This is a genomic window from Staphylococcus coagulans, from assembly GCF_022557135.1.
GTDB lineage: Bacteria > Bacillota > Bacilli > Staphylococcales > Staphylococcaceae > Staphylococcus > Staphylococcus coagulans.
The window spans coordinates 1,391,136-1,411,251 of record NZ_CP092966.1; the positions used below are offsets into that span (position 1 = coordinate 1,391,136).

The 20,116-nt window shown below is 34.8% G+C and carries 16 protein-coding genes and 1 other RNA gene; 15 read left to right on the top strand and 2 right to left on the bottom strand.

Annotated elements, in window-relative coordinates:
- From KM149_RS06615 to KM149_RS06645, 7 genes are all read left to right on the top strand, one after another.
- Nucleotides 1–1,203 carry a CCA tRNA nucleotidyltransferase gene (locus tag KM149_RS06615; RefSeq protein WP_165545459.1) on the top strand — a complete coding sequence of 401 codons (1,203 nt, stop codon included), beginning with the start codon at nt 1–3 and terminating at the stop codon, nt 1,201–1,203.
- On the top strand, nt 1,187–2,158 hold the full coding sequence (locus KM149_RS06620) for a biotin--[acetyl-CoA-carboxylase] ligase (protein ID WP_241415204.1): 972 nt from the start codon (nt 1,187–1,189) through the stop codon (nt 2,156–2,158). The genes KM149_RS06615 and KM149_RS06620 overlap by 17 nt, the downstream gene beginning before the upstream one ends.
- Before the next feature lie 31 nt (nt 2,159–2,189).
- Nucleotides 2,190–4,892 (top strand): helicase C-terminal domain-containing protein, encoded by a 2,703-nt coding sequence (locus KM149_RS06625; protein ID WP_214969820.1) that lies wholly within the window; start codon nt 2,190–2,192, stop codon nt 4,890–4,892.
- Nucleotides 4,893–4,960: 68 nt separating this feature from the next.
- Nucleotides 4,961–6,253 carry an asparagine--tRNA ligase gene (gene asnS / locus KM149_RS06630; RefSeq protein ID WP_060829907.1) on the top strand — a complete coding sequence of 431 codons (1,293 nt, stop codon included), beginning with the start codon at nt 4,961–4,963 and terminating at the stop codon, nt 6,251–6,253.
- Nucleotides 6,254–6,488: 235 nt separating this feature from the next.
- Entirely contained in the window at nt 6,489–7,187 is a 699-nt protein-coding gene (locus KM149_RS06635) for a DnaD domain-containing protein (protein ID WP_050345617.1), read from the top strand.
- Nucleotides 7,177–7,845 carry an endonuclease III gene (nth, locus tag KM149_RS06640; RefSeq protein WP_050330885.1) on the top strand — a complete coding sequence of 223 codons (669 nt, stop codon included), beginning with the start codon at nt 7,177–7,179 and terminating at the stop codon, nt 7,843–7,845. The genes KM149_RS06635 and nth overlap by 11 nt, the downstream gene beginning before the upstream one ends.
- Before the next feature lie 3 nt (nt 7,846–7,848).
- Nucleotides 7,849–8,181, top strand: a complete 333-nt coding sequence (locus KM149_RS06645; protein WP_050346220.1) for a YpoC family protein — start codon at nt 7,849–7,851, stop codon at nt 8,179–8,181.
- A gap of 93 nt (nt 8,182–8,274) precedes the next feature.
- On the opposite strand, the gene KM149_RS06650 is transcribed toward KM149_RS06645, so the two are convergent.
- Nucleotides 8,275–10,491 (bottom strand): transglycosylase domain-containing protein, encoded by a 2,217-nt coding sequence (locus KM149_RS06650; protein WP_214969816.1) that lies wholly within the window; start codon nt 10,489–10,491, stop codon nt 8,275–8,277.
- Nucleotides 10,488–11,114 carry a Holliday junction resolvase RecU gene (recU, locus tag KM149_RS06655; protein WP_050330887.1) on the bottom strand — a complete coding sequence of 209 codons (627 nt, stop codon included), beginning with the start codon at nt 11,112–11,114 and terminating at the stop codon, nt 10,488–10,490. Before recU ends, KM149_RS06650 begins: the two co-directional genes overlap by 4 nt.
- Nucleotides 11,115–11,310: 196 nt before the next feature.
- On the opposite strand from recU, the gene KM149_RS06660 reads away from it, so the two are divergent.
- From KM149_RS06660 to KM149_RS06695, 8 genes are all read left to right on the top strand, one after another.
- On the top strand, nt 11,311–11,652 hold the full coding sequence (locus KM149_RS06660) for a DUF1798 family protein (RefSeq protein WP_214969814.1): 342 nt from the start codon (nt 11,311–11,313) through the stop codon (nt 11,650–11,652).
- Nucleotides 11,645–12,202 (top strand): SLOG family protein, encoded by a 558-nt coding sequence (locus KM149_RS06665; protein ID WP_165545453.1) that lies wholly within the window; start codon nt 11,645–11,647, stop codon nt 12,200–12,202. Before KM149_RS06660 ends, KM149_RS06665 begins: the two co-directional genes overlap by 8 nt.
- Before the next feature lie 19 nt (nt 12,203–12,221).
- Nucleotides 12,222–12,557: a cell division regulator GpsB gene (gene gpsB, locus KM149_RS06670; protein ID WP_050331966.1), complete on the top strand. Its 336-nt coding sequence runs from the start codon at nt 12,222–12,224 to the stop codon at nt 12,555–12,557.
- Between the two features lie 40 nt (nt 12,558–12,597).
- An RNA gene (gene rnpB / locus KM149_RS06675) (RNase P RNA component class B) lies at nt 12,598–12,983 on the top strand.
- Between the two features lie 404 nt (nt 12,984–13,387).
- Complete coding sequence (locus KM149_RS06680) at nt 13,388–14,515, top strand: THUMP domain-containing class I SAM-dependent RNA methyltransferase (RefSeq protein ID WP_241415205.1); 1,128 nt, start codon at nt 13,388–13,390, stop codon at nt 14,513–14,515.
- 38 nt (nt 14,516–14,553) lie between these two features.
- Entirely contained in the window at nt 14,554–15,471 is a 918-nt protein-coding gene (rarD, locus tag KM149_RS06685) for an EamA family transporter RarD (RefSeq protein WP_281070342.1), read from the top strand.
- Nucleotides 15,472–15,760: 289 nt separating this feature from the next.
- Nucleotides 15,761–19,216 carry a dynamin family protein gene (locus KM149_RS06690; protein WP_241415206.1) on the top strand — a complete coding sequence of 1,152 codons (3,456 nt, stop codon included), beginning with the start codon at nt 15,761–15,763 and terminating at the stop codon, nt 19,214–19,216.
- Nucleotides 19,217–19,220: 4 nt separating this feature from the next.
- Nucleotides 19,221–20,105, top strand: coding sequence for a 5'-3' exonuclease (locus tag KM149_RS06695; protein ID WP_241415207.1), 885 nt, complete (start codon nt 19,221–19,223; stop codon nt 20,103–20,105).
- The last annotated feature ends 11 nt before the right edge of the window (nt 20,106–20,116 follow it).

Here is a 20,116-nt window from a genome sequence, read left to right on the forward strand (position 1 = left end):
ATGAATCGTTTTCAATTTGAAGTCGCTCAACCCATTATAAATCGTCTCACAGACAATGGTTATGAAGCTTATTTCGTTGGTGGCTCAGTACGAGATTACATTATGAATCGCTCTATACATGACGTTGACATTACAACAAGTGCGACACCTGATGAAATCGAATCACTTTTTGAACACACGATTCCTATAGGTAAAGATCACGGCACAATCAATATTGTATGGAATAAAGAAAATTATGAAGTGACGACTTTTAGAGCTGAAGGTACTTATGTTGAACATAGACGGCCTTCTGAGGTTTATTTTGTACGTGATTTATATCGAGATGTTGAAAGACGTGACTTCACAATGAACGCTATTGCTATGGATACTTCTTTTCAACGTTATGATTACTTTGACGGTGAACAAGATATTCAGCAGCGATTGATTCGAACTGTTGGCGACGCTGAGACACGATTTAATGAAGATGCTTTAAGAATCTTGCGTGCAGTCCGCTTCAAGTCGCAATTAGGATTTCATATCGAATCACAAACGTATGATGCGATGCAAAAACGGTTATCAGATATACAATTTTTATCAATTGAACGCATCACGGCTGAACTTACAAAATTACTTAATGGTACTTTTGTTGCTGAGACTTTCCCTTTATTACAAGCGTTGAACATTTGGCAATATATCCCTTTTTTCAAAGATATGAATATGTCTTCCTTGAAAATCGTCACACCACTTACGTTGGAAGCATTTTTAGCACTGATCCTGTTAAATAATGGGGAAGCCTCTCTAAAATCGTTGAAGCTTAGTAAAGCCCAAAACCAGTTGGTCTCAACAATGATCAAAGCGATAAACACAAGTCAATCGATTGAAACCAAAAATGCATTAAAATTATTTGTTTATGACTTTGGTTTGGATTTATCACTTGAACTTCTGCGTTTAATGGAAATATGGCAAGCAAACCAAATCTCATTACCCTCACCTTTAATTTATAATGAAGGCACACTTCGAACAGTATGGGATGAACTTCCAATAAAGGATCGTCAGTCTATGGCTATTAATGGCGCTATTTTAATGAATGCACTTCATTTAAAAGGTGGACCTTGGCTTAAAAAAGCCTTGCGGGAAGTTGAATGTGCTATCATTAAAGGCCAACTAGGGAATCAACAAGAAGAAATTATTGAATGGGTGAAAGAACATGTCGAAATATCGTGAAATAATATTAGAACTACTTACCGAAGCAAGACCTGACTATATCTCTGGCCAAAGCATTGCGGAAAAACTGAGCATTTCGAGAATGACTGTTAAAAAAACAATTGATCAACTTAAATTAGAAGGAATTTCAATAGATTCTGTCCATAATCGTGGGCATAAATTGAATGAGCTTCCAACCCAATGGCACGAAGGCGTCTTAAATGGGCTTTTTAAAGATTCTACATTTATAGAGAAATTCGAGTGTTATTCGACGGTTGATTCCACACAACAAATTGCTAAAAAATCGATTGTTGATTTTGATGGGACTATGTTGATTTTGAGCGATGCGCAAACTGCGGGAAAAGGGCGATTCAAACGCGTTTGGCAATCCCCAAAAGAGAAAGGGTTATGGATGTCTGTCGTTTTACGCCCAGAAATTTCTTTTTCAATGCTTACGACCTTTAATTTATTTATTTCACTGGCCATCTGTGAAACGATACAAACTTATCTCACAGAGCAAGTTCAAATCAAATGGCCTAATGACATCTATATTGGAAATCAAAAAGTCTGCGGTTTTTTAACTGAAATGATTGCCAATGCAGATGGTATAGAAGCAGTTATTTGTGGTATAGGTATTAATGTTAATCATGAAGCTTCAGACTTTGACCCAAGTTTAAATCATATAGCAACAAGCCTTAAAATACATAACGGCAAAGACACTAATCGTTATGACTTTTTGAAAGTGTTAATGCGTAATATTGAGCAACGTTATTTACAATTTTTAAATGAGCCATTCACTGCAATTAAAGATGAATACATTGCACATTCAAATATATGGAATAAACAACTGCGTTTTACAGAAGGTTCACAGCAATTTTATGGTAAAGTCGTTGAAATTGATGACCAAGGCTTTTTACATGTCGTTGATCGTCAAGGTAATCTTCACAGATTAATGAGTGCTGACATCGAATTATAAACGACAATCAGAGAAAGGAGGCAGCTTTTATATGGCGCAATCGCCTTGTTATGCCGTCATCGATCTTGAAACGACTGGCAATCAAACAAATTATGATGAAATCATACAAATTGGTATTACATTTGTACAAGATAAACAAATTATTGATAGTTATCATTCAATGATAAAAACAGATATTCAAATACCGACATTTATTCAAGCTCTAACCTCAATAGAAGAAGAAATGTTACAACAAGCGCCTTATTTTCATGAAGTGGCAAAAGAAATTTATTCAAAAATAAAAGATTGTATATTTGTAGCACATAATGTGAATTTTGATTTGAATTTTTTGAAACGTTCTTTTAAAAAGTGTCATATTCATTATCAACCAAAGAAAGTGATTGATACTTTAGAGCTATTTAAAGTAGCTTTTCCTACCGAAAAAAGCTATCAATTAACAGAGCTGTCAGAATCTTTAGGTGTGCCTCTAACGAATGCACATCGTGCGGATGAAGATGCCCGGACGACAGCGCGTATTATGATTTTAGCCTTTGATAACTTTGAAACACTCCCGCTCAATACTAAAAAGCAGCTTTACTATTTAAGTAAACAACTCAAATATAACCTGGATGACTATTTTTTCGAATTGGTTCGATTACACCAACCTTCATTAGAACAAAAGCAGTTACAACAATTTGAGCAGATTTTTTATAAGCCGCAATCCGAATTTCATGAAGCGACATTAAAGTTTGAAGGTGACTTAAATGACCTATATCAATTGATTATCGATCATTGTGGTTATCAATATAGAGAAGAGCAACTTTATATGGCACAAGTTGTTTTTGAGCAATTGATGCATAATGATAAAGCCTTGATTGAAGCAAACACAGGAAGCGGTAAATCTTTAGCTTATTTGATCGCTGCATTAATGTATTATATCGAAACAGGCGAACATGTGATGATTTCGACTAATACTAAAATGTTACAAAATCAACTTTTATCTCATGATATTCCGATGTTGAATGATGCTTTAAATAGTACGATTAACGCAACACTTATCAAAAGTAAGCAAGACTATATTTCACTGGGACTCATCAGTCAAGTGTTAAAAGATGAAACATCGAATTATGATGTGAATTTACTTAAGATGCAGTTATTAATTTGGATTTTAGAGACACATACGGGTGATATAGAAGAACTCAATCTACGTGGTGGACAAAAAATGTATTTTGAGCAAAAAGTTGAAACTTATGTGCCTATCCGTAAAGATATTCATTATTATAACCATATACGGACAAATGCTTCGAAAATTCAAATTGGTATTACAAATCACGCACATTTATTATATTCTTCACCTGACCATACAATCTATCAATTGTTTAATCATTGTATTATCGATGAGGCCCATCGATTGCCTGATTATGCGATTGATTGTGCCATGCGTGCTTTTGGCTATTCAGACATTAAATATCAACTGGGGCTCATTGGGAAAACAGAAAACGAAAAGTTACTCAAACAAATTGATCAGCTGGAGCAACAACGAATACTCGAAAAGTTAGATATTCCGCCTATAGATGTCTTTAACGTTAAACAAGATATTAATGCAATACATGATATGAACGAACAGTTTTTTGAAACCTTGTTTGAGATGGTCCATAATGCACACATATTTGACGATGAAACGTCAAAACTGTTTTATGTTTATGATATTGATGTCAATGTACTAATACCATCACTACATCACTTTATTTCACAGATTAATTTAACACTCGAAAACTTTAACAGTATGAAACATAAAGTGATTAAGACCATGCGTAAACATTTACTTTATATTGTCGATCAATTACGACACATTGAGAATGGTTTGAAAGAGGGACATATGGCTTATCTGTCGCTCAAAAATTTACAACAAAAGTCAACCATCAAAATTCATATTAAAGACCACTCTGTGAAACATCTATTATCAGAGAAAATTCTGAATAAATTTGACTCTATTTCGTTTGTATCTGGAACATTAACTTTTAATCAATCATTTAAAACTTTTAAAAAGTGGTTTGAAGATGAAACATCTTTTCAAACCTATCAAATCCAATCCCAACAAGCATTTCAACCGAATGGTCATATCTTTATTCCAAAAGATATCAAGCGTTACAACTATCAAAACCAAGATGAATATATCCAAACCATTGTCGATTATATCGCGCGATACGTGACAACAGTTGAAGGGAAATGCTTAATATTATTTACAAGTTATAAAATGTTGTATACCGTTATGGATTATTTAAATCAAATGGTTGAATTTGAAGATTATGTGATTTTAACGCAACAACAAAACCAAAATTATAAAATTGCTCAACAGTTTAATCATTTTGATAAAGCGATTTTATTGGGAACAAGCACATTTTTTGAAGGGTTTGACTATCAAGCAGAAGGGATTAAATGTGTAATGATTGCTAAATTGCCATTTATGAATCAACATGCAACGAAGCCTATGCTACTTGCGAATGAGTTTGATAATGTCTTTAAGGATTATGTGTTGCCAGAAGCTGTTTTACGATTTAGACAAGGGCTAGGACGTCTTTTACGAAACGAAAAAGATAAAGGCGTCATCGTATCTTTCGACAATCGCCTCGTTCATAGTCAATATAAACAATTTTTCCAAAACACATTAACACATTACAAACAACATCAAGGTAATATTCAACAATTTGAACGATTACTCAATCGAATGCAATCGAATGATTCGGCAGATTAGTCATTAGGTAGAAGTTCGTAATTACTTTTGTTAAAATAGTAACAGTATTAATAAATAGGAGAATGGTTATGAAAACAACGATTAAAGAAGCAAAAAATAAGATTGGCCAAGAAGTAACTATAGGCGCTTGGTTAGCAAACAAACGTTCAAGCGGTAAAATTGCATTTCTTCAGTTACGTGATGGCACAGGCTTTATGCAAGGTGTTGTAGTAAAAGCAGAAGTGGATGAAGAAACATTTCAACTTGCAAAATCTATAACACAAGAGTCTTCACTTTATGTAACAGGTGAAATCACTGAAGATCAACGTTCAGATTTAGGTTATGAAATGCAAGTAAAAAAAATTGAAGTTATCCATGATGCTCATGATTATCCTATTACACCTAAAAATCACGGCACAGAATTTTTAATGGATCACCGTCATTTATGGTTACGTTCAAAAAAACAACACGCTGTGATGAAAATTCGTAATGAAATTATTCGAGCAACATATGAATTTTTCAATAATAATGGCTTTACAAAAATTGACCCACCGATTTTAACTGCTAGTGCACCAGAAGGGACAAGTGAATTATTCCACACAAAATACTTTGATGAAGATGCGTTTTTATCTCAAAGTGGTCAACTTTATATGGAAGCTGCAGCGATGGCGCATGGTAAAGTTTTCTCATTTGGTCCAACATTTAGAGCCGAGAAATCTAAAACAAGAAGACATTTAATTGAGTTTTGGATGATTGAACCTGAAATGGCATTTACAACACACCAAGAGAGTTTAGAAGTGCAAGAAGCTTATGTTGCTTTTATCGTCAAATCAGTACTTGAAAATTGTAAAATTGAATTAAAAGCACTAGGTCGTGATACTTCTAAATTAGAAAAAGTTCAAACGCCATTCCCACGTATTTCTTATGATGATGCGATTAAATTTTTACATGAAGAAGGCTTTAACGATATTGAGTGGGGCGATGATTTCGGTGCACCACACGAAACAGCTATCGCAAATCATTATGATTTACCAGTATTTATCATTAACTATCCAACTAAAATCAAACCATTTTATATGCAACCGAACCCTGAAAATGAAGAGACTGTCCTTTGTGCTGATTTAATCGCTCCAGAAGGCTACGGTGAAATCATTGGTGGATCTGAACGTATCAATGATATTGATTTATTAGAAGAACGCATTGAAGCACACCATCTCGATGCCGAAAGCTATCAATATTATCTTGATTTACGTAAATATGGTAGTGTGCCACATAGTGGTTTTGGTCTTGGTCTGGAACGTACTGTGGCATGGATTTCAGGAGTAGAACATGTTCGTGAAACTTCACCATTCCCACGTTTATTAAACCGTTTATATCCTTAATTAACAATCGAATTGAAGTTGGGCGCACATGGATAAATTCACTTATCAATTTTCTTGCATGATAAGTCAGTTCGTTATTTTCATTTATCGTCTCCATGTGATAAAGGTCTCAACCTCGTTCGGGGGTGAGATGATGAAACCTGTTTTTGAGAGGTTTCTCACTCACTCTTTTTTTATCGCTCATGTTTAATAGATCAGCGCGGACTTCATTTAAATATAGTGAGGGGGAAATGGTATGAATGCACGTGAACTTCAAATTAGACCGGTTGTAATTCGATATGAACTCCTCGAGCATTATCAAAATTTAGGTTTGAATGAGAATGACTTAGTGATACTCCTTAAAATTTTGCATGCTTACGAGCGCTCGAATGAACAACCTTCTATAGATATATTAAAAAAAGGGACAACTATGAAAGCATTCGAAGTGACAACCATCATTCAAAAGCTCATTCAGCTGGGTTTGTTAGAAATGAGAGTTGAAAAAAATACAGAAGGTAAATTCACTGAATATATCAACTTAGAAGGTTTCTATGAACAATTTTCGCAAGTATTATCACAAGTTGAACAAACAACACAGTCTACATCTCAAGAAGAGGCTTTTAAACAATTGTTTCGTCGCATAGAAACTGAATTTGGGCGTCCTTTATCGCCTTTAGAAATAGAACATATTAATCAATGGCTAGATGTTGACCATTATGACATCAAAATTATTGATGCTGCACTGAACGAGGCACTTGCACATCAAAAAACATCATTAAAATATGTGGATAGAATATTATTAAATTGGCAAAAAAATAATGTGACATCAGTAGAAGATACTCAACCAATCCGTGCAAAATTTAAAAAGCAGTCTCAATCTCAACAACCTATTAAAAAAATAGAAAACCTTCCAAAATTTAATTGGTTGAAAGGAGAGAATCCTTTTGATAAGTAAAAAGAAAGCACTTGAAATGATCGATGTGATTGATCAAATGTTTCCCAATGCAGAATGCGAATTAGTTCATGATAATCCTTTCGAGTTGACCATTGCGGTTTTATTATCAGCGCAATGTACAGATAATACCGTTAATAAAGTTACGCATTCATTATTTCAAAAATATCATACGCCTGAAGATTATTTAGCTGTTGATTTGGAGGAATTACAACAAGATATTCGTTCGATAGGACTTTATCGTAACAAAGCTAAAAATATACAAAAATTAAGTCAATCTTTACTTGATCAATTCAATGGAGAAGTTCCACATACACATGCTGAACTAGAAAGTCTTGCTGGTGTTGGTCGCAAAACGGCAAACGTAGTTATGAGTGTCGCATTCGGCGAACCTGCACTTGCAGTAGATACACATGTTGAGCGCGTATCTAAACGTTTAGGCATTTGTAGATGGAAGGATAATGTAACTGAAGTTGAACGCCGATTAACGTCAATCATTCCAAAAGAACGCTGGACAAAGAGCCACCACCAACTTATCTTCTTCGGCCGCTATCATTGTCTAGCTAAAAAACCGAAATGTGGTGTTTGTCCTTTATTTGATGATTGTCGAGAAGGTCAAAAGCGTTATCGTGCATCGCTTAAAGCAGCAGGAGGGGAATAGGTGATGGAACAGTTAAATCAAATGACTAGTTTAGAAAAAGAATTAGATCAGTTCGCAAAAACTCGTCAAATAGGAAGCGAACAGGCCAAGCCATTACTTGATCATTATTATGCATTATTAATGGACTATTTTTACGTAATTAACCAAGTCGAACCCACTTCATTAGCACAACTTGATTTGGATTCGCTCACAATCGTTCCATTTAATATTGTTGATCGACTTGCATATATCGAAGAAAGAAAGCATCACTATATGGGTTACCAACAAATGAAAACACTCAAATCAGAACTGATTAAAATGCATGCCGCTTATCGTGCTCGACATCACATTGAGTAATCCTCCTTCTTCATATAATGATTTCAAACATAAATAAAAGACAAAAAATATCCCAGTTTCCTCGCATTGAGTAAACTGGGATATTTGTATGATTTATCGGTTAAAAAGATGACCGAAAAAACCACCATTATTATTTGAGTTATTGTTACCTTGTTGTTGTGGACGGTTACCATTATTCAAATTCTGGCTTTGATTGTTGCTATCACTTGATCCAGATGTTGAATTGGAGTTAGAACCTTCACTTGATTCTGTAAAGTTACTTGTCGTATGGCCATCCGGTGATTTTGATACATATAAACTTTTACCGCTACCACTGACAGAATCAGGACGTTTGAAATCCTCACCATCGTGTGGACTAATTTCACTCATGACATCTTTAAATAGAAGTTGAGGATATTTTTGTTCACTACTGCCGACGAATGAGTTTTCACCATATTGCTTAACTTTGTCAAAGCCCATCCATACTGACATTGTGTATTTAGGTGAGAAACCTGTAATCCAGACGTCTTTAGCGGCTGAGTCAGGTAAGTTATATTGTTGATAGGCTTCTTGACCATATGTGCCTGTACCTGTTTTAGCTGCCATGTGGACACCTGAAACACTGTTACCATAAGCTGAACCATAAGCTTCAAACGTACCTTTTAAAATTTCAGTAATCATATAAGCCGTATAATCACTCATTGCTTTATGGCTTGTATGATCAAATTCAACTGTATCGCCATTTGCCTCTACAACTTTCTTAATAGAGTGTGCTTTATTATAAGTTCCTCCATTAGCAAATGAAGCATAGGCCGAAGCGAGTTGCGTAGGTGAGAATTCAGAAGATGAACCACCTAGAACTTCAGATGGACCAATATTTGAATTTTCATATTCAAGTCCTACTTTCTCCGCAAAATCAGTTGGTGCTTTACTTCCTGCTTGTTCTTTTACTTGTTGCCAAGTTTTTAAAGCTGGAATGTTAAAACTTTGACGTAATGCATCATAAATCGAAACTGTACCGTGACTCTTCTGGTCATAGTTTCGGAATGTACCACCGTCAATATTGTACGACTGCTCATCTTGGATAGAATGGTTTGTCGCCCATTGTAATTTTTCGATAGCTGGACCATAAGCTAAGAATGGTTTCAACGTAGAGCCTGTAGGATGTGCGTCAGTCGCTTGGTTACGCTGAACAACATCTTTATAGTCTCTACCACCAGAAATAGCTGCAAGGGCACCTGTTTTACTGTCTACAATTGTTGAACCGACGAGCTGATCATCATTTTTATAATAGCCGCCATTATCAATATGACTTTGTAAAGAATTTTGAGCATCTTTATCCATATACGTATAAATCTTAATACCGCTATTTAATAAATCAGCTAAATTTTCATTTTTAAATTCAGGATTACCCATTAATTCCTGCTTCACAAAATTGACATAAGAATTGTATTGTTGTGAATCATCATCCGGTTTAACTTGACGCTCTTCAGCTGAACGTTGAACTAAGTTCGCTGTAATCGGCGTATCTTGTGCTTCTTTCTTTTGCTTTTCAGTAATACGGTGGTGATAAGCCATTAAATAAAGCACTGTGTCTTTACGCTTTTCAGCTTCTTTAGGATGATCGTATACATTGTATGTGTTTGGAACTTGTGGTAAACCAGCAAGATAAGCAGATTCTGCTAAATTAAGATCTTTCAAGTCTTTATTGAAATAGTATTTTGCTGCGGCTTTAACGCCATAAACACCATCAGAATAATAAATTTTATTCAAGTACATTTGAAAGATCTCATCTTTAGAGTACTCTTGCTCAAGACGATAAGATAAATATGCTTCTTGCGCTTTACGTTCGATGGATTTTTGGTCAGTCAAGAATGTCCGTTTAACAACTTGTTGCGTTAAAGTTGAAGCACCTTGTGAACCAAAACCACCCGATACATTTTTAAGTACAGCGCCAAATAGACGTTTATAGTCTATCGCACCATGGTCATAAAAACGGTTATCTTCAGTAGCAAGTACAGCATCTTTCATCGTATCTGGAACATCCTTTAAATCAACATGCTCACGTCTTGCACCATTATCAAGCGTCTTGACTAAATCGCCATCTTTATCATAAATTTTTGCCGGACTCGGATCTTGTAATTTTGATTCGTTAAAAGCAGGGGCTTTCCACGCATAGTAAGCGAAAAGCAAAACAGCTAATAACGCTAAAATGACAAATGCCAGAACTAAAAAGCTCAGCACCTTAATAATCGTACGCTTAATATTTTTATTCTTTTTTTGACCGGACTTCTTGTTGGCGTGACTAGAAGTCCCTTTCTTTTCCGTCATAAGCGGTCCTCACTTTCATCTAATATCAACTTATCAACTGCATTGAGGTAATCTAATCTGGGTTGATACTGATAAGGAATATAGTAACCATTTTCTTGAATTTCTTCAACCTTAATTGATTTTTTTCCATTTTTTATGTAACGCTCCCAAAATGGAATAAATCGCTTAAACGGTAAAAGATAGACTTCATCGATTCCTTTAAAACGAAATAACAAAAATGCAATACCGCCATGCGCCACAACTTGCTCCATATGTTTCACTTGATGTTCATGAATATTTTGTAATGGAAATGACGTTTTATTTTTTGTTTCTTTCGCTTCAAAATCGATATAAAAGCCTTTGTAAACACCATTATAGTCAGTGGTTGAAGGCGTTCTAAAATAAGCCTCTTTTATTACAGCTTGACTCCGCTTAGGATAATCGACTTGAACAATTTGCACAGGTGTCGGTTTCTTGTGTATCACAGCTTTATTCATTCTCAAATAGAACTGATTAGAACGTTCAATGTCATTTTCTAATGTCATCCCACGGCCACCGTATTTTATTTTACTAGAACTATGACGCACAGGGCTTCCGTCTTGAGTCCGACTTGGCTTGAAAGGCTTACCATTTGGATAATTCATTTTTTCACCTACAGTCCATGCTTGCTGTCCTATTAAACATGATAGGATAGGCGTTTTATAAATCAAAAAACGATTCATAAACTGTCATTATTGTAACATAGATAGGTCTTGACCGTTACCCCTAAACATATCTGGTTAAAACTTTGAATTTGAATATGATAAAATCGAGGTAATCTAACATGAGGTGATACCACTTATGCAATCTGCAATCGAAAAACTTCTTGATGACTTGAACCATATCTCATTACGTTATCAACAGGCTAGAAGAGGGCACCAATTTGAATTTTACGAAGACATTGCACCATTTGTTGCTCAAGTTGATCAAGATGTAGAATCTTTAAATTTGTATCAGAATCAAATTCAAAATCTTCCATATTTTAATCGTCAAAAATTTGTGCGTATGCAATCACTTATTTCAGAGCTTGCTGTCAGCTGTCACCAATCCACAACCAGTAAAAAAATATTTATAGATCGATTTAAAGCGGTTCAACACGACTTGAATTATCTCATTCAAAATGGTGGTCATAAACATGTATAAAACGATGTATATTACAGGTTATAAATCATATGAACTTCAGATCTTTGATTCTCAAGCAAAAGAAGTGACCTATTTGAAAAAATTTATTACTCAAAAGCTCATTCAATACATTGAAGAGGGACTTAAGTGGGTATTAATACAAGGACAGTTGGGAATTGAAATGTGGGCTGCAGAATGTGTCATTGAACTTAAAAAGGAATATCCAGAGTTAAAACTCGGTGTCATTACGCCTTTTTTAGAACATAGCTCTAAATGGAATGAGGCTAACCAATTACAGTACCAACAAATCATAACACAAAGCGACTATGTTAATAGTATTTACCAGTCTGCTTATCAAGGCCCTTATCAATTTCAAGCTGCAGATCAATTTATGTTGGACCATACGGATGTCACAGTCTTAATTTATGATGATGAACAAGAGGCAAGCCCTAAGTTCTTCAAGCAGAAGTTAGTTGATTTTGTTAAAAAAACAAACTATACTTGTGATATTGTGACGTTTGACGAAATTATGAGCTTTATCAATGATTTACAATGGTCAGAAGAAATTTAAATCAAATGAGGTGGAACAAATGTCAGATGTTTCGTTAAAGCTTTCAGCAAAAGACATTTATGAAAAAGATTTTGAAAAAACGATGGTACGTGGGTACAGACCAGAAGAGGTTGATGCATTTTTAGACGATATCATCGCTGATTATCAAAAAATGGCAGACCTAAATAATGAAGTGATTAAATTATCAGAAGAAAATCACAAACTTAAAAAAGAAATTGAAGATCTACGTATTCGTGTTGCTTCAAGTAGACCTCAAGATAATAAGAGTTTCGCTAACCAAAGTTCAACTCAAAACAATAACGTAGACATATTAAAACGTATTTCTAATTTAGAAAAAGCGGTCTTTGGAAAATAGTCATTGCTTTTAAGATTAAAAATGCTATAATTTTTAAGGATATTTCGTGTAATCGCTATATGGTTTACATATAGAGGAAAGTCCATGCTCACACAGTCTGAGATGACTGTAGTGTTCGTGCTTGATGAAACAATAAGTCAAGGCAATATCAATGATATTGACGGCAATGAACTAACCTAAGTCATTAGATAAGGTTATATTAGTTTGAAAGTGCCACAGTGACGTAGCTTTATTAGAAATAATAAAGGTGGAACGCGGTAAACCCCTCGAGTGAGCAATCCAAATTTGGTAGGAGCACTTGTCTAACGAAATTCAACGTATAGACGAGGAAAGGTAATGTCCCTTTCAGACAGATGATTACAACTGGCGTACCAGTGCTACTAGTGCACGTAATGAGTACAATAGTACAGAACATGGCTTATAGAAATATCTCAACTAGTTCGGGCTGGGACATCGAGTTCCAGCCCTTCATTTATGTAAAAAATAAATGAAGAAGCTTAATCGTATGTTAAAATAAAGTCGTGTTAAAAATTCACTAAAAAATTTTAATAGATTACAAAATAATAGTTAAAAATAAATCGCATACTTAAAAATAACGATTAAATTTTTAACTTGCTATGTTGTAGAAGGAAAGCATAGGAAAATAAAGGTTTATAGGACGCGCCTTTCTTTTGAATCATAATATTATTTCAGAAATTAAGGGCCGTTGACTTAATCACGTATACATTTAAGTCAATCTCTTCAAAACTCTAGTCTTCCTTACATGCCGGGGGAGGACTTGATATTTTATAGGCAGTTTAATTCCAATTATGTATGTTAGGAGAATGATTGTGTATCAATTATTAGCAGTATGTCCAATGGGGCTTGAATCGATTGTTGCCAAAGAAGTACAAGAGTTAGGATACGAAACGCGCGTTGAAAATGGGCGCATCTACTTTCAAGGTGATGCATCTGCGCTAGTTAAAGCCAATCTATGGTTGCGTACAGCAGATCGTGTCAAATTAATTATCGGTCAGTTTGAAGCAAAAACTTTCGACGATTTATTTGAACAAACTAAAAATCTTCCGTGGGAAAACTATATTTCTGAAAATGGACAGTTTCCAGTGCAAGGTCGTAGCTTAAAATCGACGTTACATAGTGTTCCAGACGTCCAAGCCATTACTAAAAAAGCAATTGTTGAAAGACTTAAAAAAGCGTATCAAGTGTCGGGCTGGTTAGACGAAAGCGGTGCGAAATATCCTGTAGAAGTTAATATTTTAAAAGACCGCGTTCTTTTAACAATTGATACATCAGGTTCAGGGCTTAACAAACGCGGTTATCGACTCGCTCAAGGTGAAGCACCGATTAAAGAAACGTTAGCCGCTAGCTTAGTCAAGCTTGCAAACTGGAAAGGTGATACACCATTAATTGACCCATTTTGTGGTTCTGGCACTATCGCAATAGAAGCTTGTTTAATCGCCCAAAATATTGCACCTGGCTTTAATCGCTCTTTTGTATCAGAACAGTGGGATATGATTCCTGAAGGGCTCTTTAATCAACTGAGAGATAAAGCAGATCAACAGGCTGACTATGATAAAGAAATAGAAATCTACGCTTCAGACATTGACCCTAAAATGGTTGAAATCGCAAAACGAAATGCTGATGAAGTAGGGATTGGCGATATCATTCAATTCGAAGTTAAAGACGTCAATACTTTAACAATAGCGCATGAAGGGCCAATTGGACTAATAGGAAACCCGCCTTATGGTGAACGTATTGGTGATCGCGATGAAGTAGAAGCTATGTATCGCTATTTAGGTACATTACTGCATCAAAATCCTCAACTTTCACTGTATATTATGACAAGTCATAAAGCATTCGAACATTTAGTTAATCGTAAAGCAACAAAACGACGTAAACTTTTTAATGGCTATATCGAAACGACTTATTATCAATATTGGGCAAATAAAAGTGAATAAGCAATTCATGAAAACTTTTTTAGAAAAGAGGGACTGATTTGTATCAAGATCAGGCGTTTAAACGTGGAATTTTTTATTCAGTAATATCTTATGTCATGTGGGGGACACTCCCACTCTATTGGACATTAATTCGTGGGATAGATGCGACTGAAACGTTAATGTTTCGTATTGTATTATCACTCATATTTATGGTTATTTTAATTCCGTTAATAGGCCAACAAAAGCAAGTCTATCAAGATTTTTCAAATTTAATAGCTAAACCACTCAAACTTTTTATCATTATACTAGCGGGATATGTTGTAGCAGTGAACTGGGGGACATTTATCTTTGCAGTTAACTCTGGTTATGTGCTACAAACAAGTTTAGGTTATTACATTAATCCGCTAGTCAGTATTTTACTCGCAATGATCTTTTTTAAAGAACGTTTTAATCGTTTAGAGTGGCTTGCAATTCTCTTTGCTGCTTTAGGTGTCGTTTATATGACAATCAAAGTAGGAGAATTCCCAGTCATTTCTTTACTTTTAGCTTTTTCATTCGGCCTATACGGCCTACTCAAAAAATTAGTACCTATGCCTGCAGTAAGTAGTATTACGATTGAGTCATTAGCAACTGCACCGATGGCGTTAATCTATCTTATTTATCTTGGACAAACATCAGGGTTAAGTGTCGGAATCAATACGTCATCATTTTGGCTCCTTTTTTCAGGCGCAGTAACGGCGATACCCCTTCTTGCTTTTTCAGAAGGCGCTATTCGTATTCCGTTGTCGCTCATGGGCTTTATTCAATATATCGGGCCGACGCTTATCTTTATACTTGGTATTTTTGTGTTTAAAGAGCCATTTAATATGGATCAGTTTATTACATTCTGTTTTATTTGGACCGGCATTCTGATTTATGTCATTTCTCAATTACTCAAAATGAAACGTCGTCCAAAGCCGCTTGAATTCCAAGAATAGATACTATTTGATGCTGTATATTAACTCATTAGCATATTCAATACGCTGCAACGTTACATTCATGTGACGTTGTTTTTTAATCTGCATTTTAATACAAATTAAGCGTTAACGAGATTGGGGTTAATAGGATAAATAAAAACCTTTCACAATGTTTTGACTTCATCATAATGTGTTCCTATCGTTATGCAGAACGCTTTAGGTAATAAAATAAGTATGACTGTACAATGTTACAATTAAATTCATATAATAGAACTAAAGAGTGCTTTATAAACAAGGGGAGTCAGTTTACATGCAGAACCAAGAAGAACTAGATATTTTATATAAATTAAAAAAAGAAGTAGAAAAATCAGATCATCATACGTTTGTTCAAACGATCAATCAAATGATTAAAAAAGTTTACTTAAATCAATATACCGTGACCTTTGTAGGCCACTTTTCATCTGGAAAATCAACAGTCATTAATCGCCTTATTGGTCAGGAGATATTACCCAGCTCACCGGTTCCAACCACTAGTAATACCGCACGAGTGACTGTTGCTGAGCAATCAGGTATGACCGCGAATATTGAAGGTCAAAAATACACCCTCCTTCAAAATTATGACGAAGTTAAAGCGATGAATCGAGAAAATTATCAAGTTGAATCCATTGATATTCAAATACAAAGTTCAAAGTTCAATAATGGCTTCACTTTTCAAGATACGCCAGGTGTAGATTCCAATGTACAATCACATAGTGCGCAGACCGAGCAATTTTTATATACCAGCAACATTGTTTTTTACACGGTTGATTATAATCACGTTCAATCTGCTTTAAACTTCAAATTTATGAAAAGATTAAATTATGCAGGTATTCCGGTTGTCTTTGTTGTTAACCAGATTGATAAACATAATCATCAAGAAATCGACTTTGAAGCTTTTCAACGTCGCGTACAACAGTCGATTCAAGAATGGGATATTCAACTTTTGAAAACATTTTATATTACTAAATTTGAGCATCCTTATAATGAATTTGATGCCCTTTCATTATTTATACGAGAACAAGATCAACATAGAGAACCCGTCAAAGATTATGTTGCTCGAATGAAAGACTTTATTCAACAGCATCAAACAGATTATTTACAGCAAGAAATGCAGTTGCTTCTAGAACGTTTGAATATCACGCCTGAACAATTTGATCAAGCGTATCAAACACATCAGAAAAATGAAATGATAAGTGAAGAAGCCCAACTTTTAAACACGCCTTCAGCCCTCAAGCAATATCTAAAAGATAAACGCAGATCTATTATCGATAATGCTTATATTATGACGCATGACATGCGTGAAACCATTCGTTTTTATTTAGAAAGTATGACTAAAAACTTTAAAGCAGGGGGACTTTTTAATAAAAAAAGAAAAACAGAGGAAATTCGCTCTACACGCCTTAATGACGTCATGCAACAGCTGCAGAAGCAGATTGCGCATCAAATTGAAAAGCCTATGCAAGATGACTTGTCATTTTTGACACGCTTTATCAATAATACACAATTGAATCAGCAAATTTTAAAGCAACACTTTGAAATTCCTGAAAGCCTCATCACTGAACTTTATCAAACACAAATAGAAATTACGAATCAGTATGTGCTTACTTTCTCAGAACACTTAATGAAAGAAATCAAGCAATATATTTTGAAAATGTCTGAGCCTTTAGATGAAGAAATTATTGCAAATGTTCACGCGGAAGAACATTTAGTTGAAGATTCCACTGATATTCAAGACTATAAGCGCTATATAGATTTGCGGAAATTAAAGCAATCACTAGAAACAGAAAACTATCGCCATTACTATATTCATATGTCAGACTCTCTTGACCAACTGATTGATCGGACACGCATTCATTTCCAACCGCAAAAGAACGTATCTGGCTTAACAAATGAAACCGATAATTATCAAGGTGCGATCACAAATGAGCGAACTTTGCATACAACTCAAATCCAACAAGGTTTAGACGTCGTTCGCAACATCCCACTCTTTAAATCGAGTGTCAAGAACATTGAAGATACATTAACAAGAATGACTCAACAAAAAATTAAAATAGGCGTTTTCGGTACATTCAGCGCTGGAAAAAGTAGCTTGATTAACGCGCTACTAGGTAAAGCTTATTTAACAAGTTCGCCTAATCCTACCACTGCCGCTACGACAGAAATATCATATGGGTCCCATCACAGTGTTACCTTTAAAACACCTGATGCCTTATTAGCAGACATTAATGATATGACCCAACTGATGGACGATCAATTTGATTCCATCGCTTCATTTTTAAATACAAATCTTGAACAATTAAAAACAAAGATTGATAAAAATAGCCTTGCTTTTATTAACGCAGTAGAAAAAAATTATGATTTATATCAATCCTATATCGAAAAGGGCATAGAACATCCCATAGATGCTTCAGAAATTTCAAAATGGAGTGCGGAAGATGAATTTGCTACCTTTGTACAAATGGTGCACCTACGTCTACCCATACCTTGGCTAAAAGACAAAGTGATAATTGACTCACTAGGTTTACATTCTAATAACCAGCGACACACGAATGAAACTGAAAAGATTTTGACAACATCAGATCTTATTTTATATGTGAGTTATTTTAACCATGCGTTTACACAAAATGATCAAGCTTTCATACAACATATGAAAGATATGAATCAATTGAAAGCCAATCAGTCCTTTAAAATGGTCATTAATGCTGTTGATTTAGCTGAAAACAATGTTGATCAACAAGCAGTATATGCATATGTCAAAGATGCGTTGTCTAAAGTCCAAATGAACCCTGATATCTTTATGGTATCGAGTCGCACCGCTTTAGAGACGGGTGATGAAGGGATTCACACGTTAAAAGAAAGTATCACACATTTTGCTGAAGTCGATTCTAAATCACTATTAGAACAGAAAATGTATGATCAATTTGCTTATATTAAGGAAGCTTACGAAACAATCATCAGTGATTTTGAAACCAATACGCAACAAATGCATCAGACTAAACAACAACTTGAACACATGCGCCGAGAAAAACTATTTAAAACTGAATTAATTCAATCAATTGCACAAAAGACCTTTAATGAAATAGAAGATCAAATTTATCATTTAAATGAGCGCTTAAAAATCCAATTAGCAGATGATGTTAAAGCGATTTATAATGGCCAAATGACAAATACCAATCATTTTAATGAAGAAAAAAGACGAAGCACAAAATCATACCTTGACCAAATACACCAAAAACTCTTTTTAGAACAAACATTGTTAATAGAAAGAATTAAGCATTTCTTTAATCAAGCATTACAACAAGAAATGGCACCTAAAATTAAAATACTTCAACAGTATCGAATTATTATACCTGATTACGAAACGATCCAGATTGAACCGTATGAAAAGTCCATTTTAACGCTAGAATTACAACAAATGGTTAATCAATTACCTAAGCAGCTGACGAAGCGAAACCTTTTACAGCCTAAAGTACAAAAACAAATCCAATCAGAAATCAAAGTACATACGATTAACTTACTTCAGCCAAAGTTGACTGAACTACGAAAAGTGTTAGAATCGCTGTTAGACCAACTCACTTCAAAAGCAATTGAAGCGATTGAAATGGCAGAATTAGAAGCACAAAATGAAATCAATGCTATCCTTGATTTCAAAGTTGATGATGCACTTATCAATCAATTAAAAATAAACACGCCAAAATTAGCACAAATTTTAAACTTAAAGGACTGAAACGATGACTCAAAAACTTTTACTTATAGACGGCATGGCCTTATTATTTCGTCACTTTTATGCGACGAGTATCCATAAAAATTTTATGCGAAATTCAGCAGGTGTCCCTACAAATGGGACACAAGGCTTTGTCAGACATGTTTATAGCGCGATTCGTGATATCCAACCTACACATGTCGCAATTTGCTGGGATATGGGGAAGGCGACATTTAGAAACGAAATGTATAAGAATTACAAACAAAACCGCCCAGAACCACCAGAAGAATTAATCCCTCAATTTAATCATGTCAAACATATTTCACAATCACTCGGCTTTTTAAATATAGGCGTTGAAAACTTTGAAGCCGATGACATTATCGGTACACTCGCACGTTCTTTTTCAGAGTCTGAAGAGTATCACGAAGTTTATATTGTGACAGGTGACCGCGATTTACTTCAATGTATTAATGAAAATGTCAATGTTTGGCTGATTAAAAAAGGATTTAATGAATATCACAAATATAATCAAGCCCGCTTTGAAGCGGAATATGGTTTAAAACCGCAACAGCTTATTGATGTTAAAGCTTTTATGGGAGACACAGCTGATGGATATCCTGGTGTCAAAGGAATCGGAGAAAAAACAGCTATTAAATTGATTCAACAATATGATTCAGTTGAAAATGTTATCGAAAACCTTGCAAAGTTAACACCGGGGCAGCAGAAAAAAATCCATGAACATTTATCTGAACTTAAACTGTCTAAACAATTGGCAACGATAGAGTGTTACGTTCCTATCGAATGGACTTCATTACTTGAATCTATGGCACATCAAGTCGAAATTAACCACGTCCTTTCAATTTGTGATCAACATGAGCTTTTTGTCTCGAAACGATTTATTCAGCATTTATAGCATATCTTCAG